Here is a 2,858-nt window from a genome sequence, read left to right as displayed (position 1 = left end):
ATAGTTAACATGTAATAAATTTAGTAAAATAGATAAAAATAATAAATATAAAACTAAACTTTCTACAAGTTCCATAAAGTTATACACATAGTTATCAACACTTGTGGATAACTTTACAGTATGGAAAAGTTATTCACAAGTCTTTTTAATAATATCATAAAGAAATAGAGGGATTCAATAACTTATCCACAAAAAGAATCACTTGTATAGAAAATTGTTAACAATATGAAGCATTCTTGACATAATAGGAGGTAAAATATATAATTATAAAGTAAAACCTAAAATTAATATTTAGATAGTAAGTAACTTGCTATAAATAAATATAGCCAGAAGGGGGTGTAGACATATGTTCATGACATACCAACCAAAAAAGAGACAAAGAAAAAAAGAGCATGGCTTCAGAAAGAGAATGAAGACTAAGGCTGGAAGAAATGTTATTCAAAGAAGAAGACTAAAAGGTAGAAAGAAATTGACAGCATAAGGGCCGCATTTGTGGCCTTTTTCTGCAATTGCAGGAAAAAGGAGATTTGGTTTTACATGAAGGGCGAAAAATTAAGGAAAAATGCAGAATTCAGATCTGTTTATAGAAGAGGTAAGTCTTTTTCTAATGAATTATTAGTACTTTATGTATTTAAGAGTAATAGAAATAGAGATGAAAAAGGAATTCCTTATAATAAGGTAGGAATTTCCGTTAGTAAGAAAGTTGGAAAAAGTGTAATTAGAAGTAGAGTTAAAAGACTTATAAGTGAAAATTACAGATTAAATAGAAAAGGTTTAAAGAGTGGCTATAATTTTGTTTTTGTAGCAAGATCAGCTATTAGAGAAAAAGAATATAAAGATGTAGAGACTGCTATGTTAAATTTATTTAAGAAGGCAGGAATATATAATAATGATGAGAAAAATCCTAATTAGCATTATTAGATTTTATAGAAAGTATATTTCGCCATTAAAGAAACCTTGTTGTAGGTTTTACCCTACTTGTTCCCAATATGCTTTAGAGGCTTTAGAAAAGTATGGAGCATTAAAGGGAACATTTTTAGCAATTAAAAGAATATTAAGATGTAATCCATTCTGTGAAGGTGGATATGATCCTGTTAAATAATTTAAGAAGGAATCAGGAGGTTTTTTCATTTGGATGCTTTAAAAAATTTTTTAACTTCATTTTTTGAGCAAATTCATGACTTGATTGGTACAGTAGTATCTTCAGAAGGGGTAGCTTATGGATTAGCAATAATAGCGTTTACCATAATAATAAGAATTTTATTACTACCTTTAAACATAAAGCAAACAAGATCTCAAGTTAAGATGCAAGAGGTTCAACCTGAGGTTCAAAAGGTACAAAATAAATATAAAAATGACCCTGCAAAGGCTCAACAAGAGGTAATGAAGCTTTATAAAGAATACGGAGTAAGTCCTTTTAGTGGGTGTCTTCCATTAATAGTACAGATGCCAATATTATTTGCGCTTTATTATGTATTCTATAATTTACAGGGAATAGAAGGAGCATCCTTCTTATGGCTACCAGACTTATCTAGTCCAGATCCTTATTATATTTTACCGGTATTAACCTTTGTAACTACATATTTATCATCAGCATTAATATCTAGTAAGAACAAGGATAATCCACAAGCAAAATCTATGTCTACCATGAATTTATTTATGGCTGGATTTATAGCATTTATGTCACTAAGTATTAAATCTGCATTAGTTATATATTGGGTTACGAACAGTTTAATTCAAATAATACAGACTTTAATAATGAAGGCTTTAGATGATAAGAAAAAGAAAGCTACTACTTAATTCATAGGCTAGGATTTCTTTATAAAAGGTGGGTGAGTAAGGGAAATGAAGATGTTGGAAATTTCAGGTAAAACAGTTGATGAAGCTTTAAAGAATGCTTTAAAGGAATTAAATGTTACGGAAGATAAAGTTGAAGTTGAAATCTTAGATCAAGGTTCAAAGGGTCTTTTGGGGATTATAGGAACTAAGCCTGCAAGAATTCTTGTAAAACTTAATAAGGATTATAAGGCAGAAGCAAGGGAATTCCTAGGAAAAGTACTAGACTCTATGGGCGTAAAGGCTGAAATAAATATAACTGAAGACAAGAATACTATAAACATATCTCTTGATGGTCCTAACATGGGAGTTGCTATAGGTTATAGAGGAGAAACTCTAGATTCTCTTCAATATTTAGTAAGTTTAGTTATAAACAAAGGAAATGATGAAGACTACAAGAGAGTTATATTAGATTCAGAGAATTATAGAGCTAAGAGAGAAGAAACCTTAAAGAGATTAGCTAGTAAAACAGCATATAAGGTTAAGAAAAATGGAAGAGGCTTTAGACTTGAAGCAATGAATCCATATGAAAGAAGAATAATTCATGCAGCACTTCAAAATCATCCTGACGTATATACTTACAGTGAAGGTGATGAGCCATTTAGAAGGGTTGTAGTAGAAGTTAAAAAGCAAAAGACATCCTAATAGGATGTCTTTTTTTATATAACAAATAAGTTATCCACAAAACTTTTTAAATATTGATTTATATAGGGATGTGGATAATTTCAATGAAGAGATAACGTTAACTATTTTGCAGATTTCCCTGTGGATAAAAATTTAGAAATTTTATATAAGCAGATATCATACTATCTGCTTATTTTTTTATTTTATGGACATTAATTATTAGTATATGAAGAAATTCTTTTAGTTAATAAGTATATAGAATACTTACTAGAAATATTTTTATATAAAAATATAGAATTTTAAATATGAAAGCCTAATTTATTCATTAGCAGTATCTTTCTTCTATGCTATCTTGTCTAGAGATATAAAATAACTTTATTCACTATATAAAAATATTG

The 2,858-nt window shown here is 28.8% G+C and carries 5 protein-coding genes; all 5 read left to right on the top strand.

Annotation, left to right across the window (positions count from 1 at the left end):
- Positions 1 to 346: 346 nt before the first annotated feature.
- The 5 genes from rpmH (at position 347) to jag (ending at position 2,481) form a co-directional block, all read left to right on the top strand.
- Positions 347 to 481: a 50S ribosomal protein L34 gene (gene rpmH, locus AB2369_RS12740; RefSeq protein WP_367666847.1), complete on the top strand. Its 135-nt coding sequence runs from the start codon at positions 347 to 349 to the stop codon at positions 479 to 481.
- Positions 482 to 537: 56 nt separating this feature from the next.
- Positions 538 to 912, top strand: coding sequence for a ribonuclease P protein component (gene rnpA / locus AB2369_RS12735; protein WP_367666846.1), 375 nt, complete (start codon positions 538 to 540; stop codon positions 910 to 912).
- Positions 893 to 1,102 carry a membrane protein insertion efficiency factor YidD gene (yidD, locus tag AB2369_RS12730; RefSeq protein WP_367666849.1) on the top strand — a complete coding sequence of 70 codons (210 nt, stop codon included), beginning with the start codon at positions 893 to 895 and terminating at the stop codon, positions 1,100 to 1,102. Before rnpA ends, yidD begins: the two co-directional genes overlap by 20 nt.
- Positions 1,103 to 1,182: 80 nt before the next feature.
- Entirely contained in the window at positions 1,183 to 1,800 is a 618-nt protein-coding gene (gene yidC, locus AB2369_RS12725; protein ID WP_367666848.1) for a membrane protein insertase YidC, read from the top strand.
- Positions 1,801 to 1,845: 45 nt separating this feature from the next.
- Positions 1,846 to 2,481, top strand: a complete 636-nt coding sequence (gene jag / locus AB2369_RS12720) for an RNA-binding cell elongation regulator Jag/EloR (RefSeq protein WP_367666845.1) — start codon at positions 1,846 to 1,848, stop codon at positions 2,479 to 2,481.
- Positions 2,482 to 2,858 lie beyond the last annotated feature (377 nt).

Origin of the sequence: Clostridium sp., from assembly GCF_040797585.1 — a bacterium.
Lineage (GTDB): Bacteria > Bacillota > Clostridia > Clostridiales > Clostridiaceae > Clostridium_Z.
Note: the sequence above shows the minus strand (reverse complement) of the source record. Positions and strands in the feature narration are given on the sequence as shown.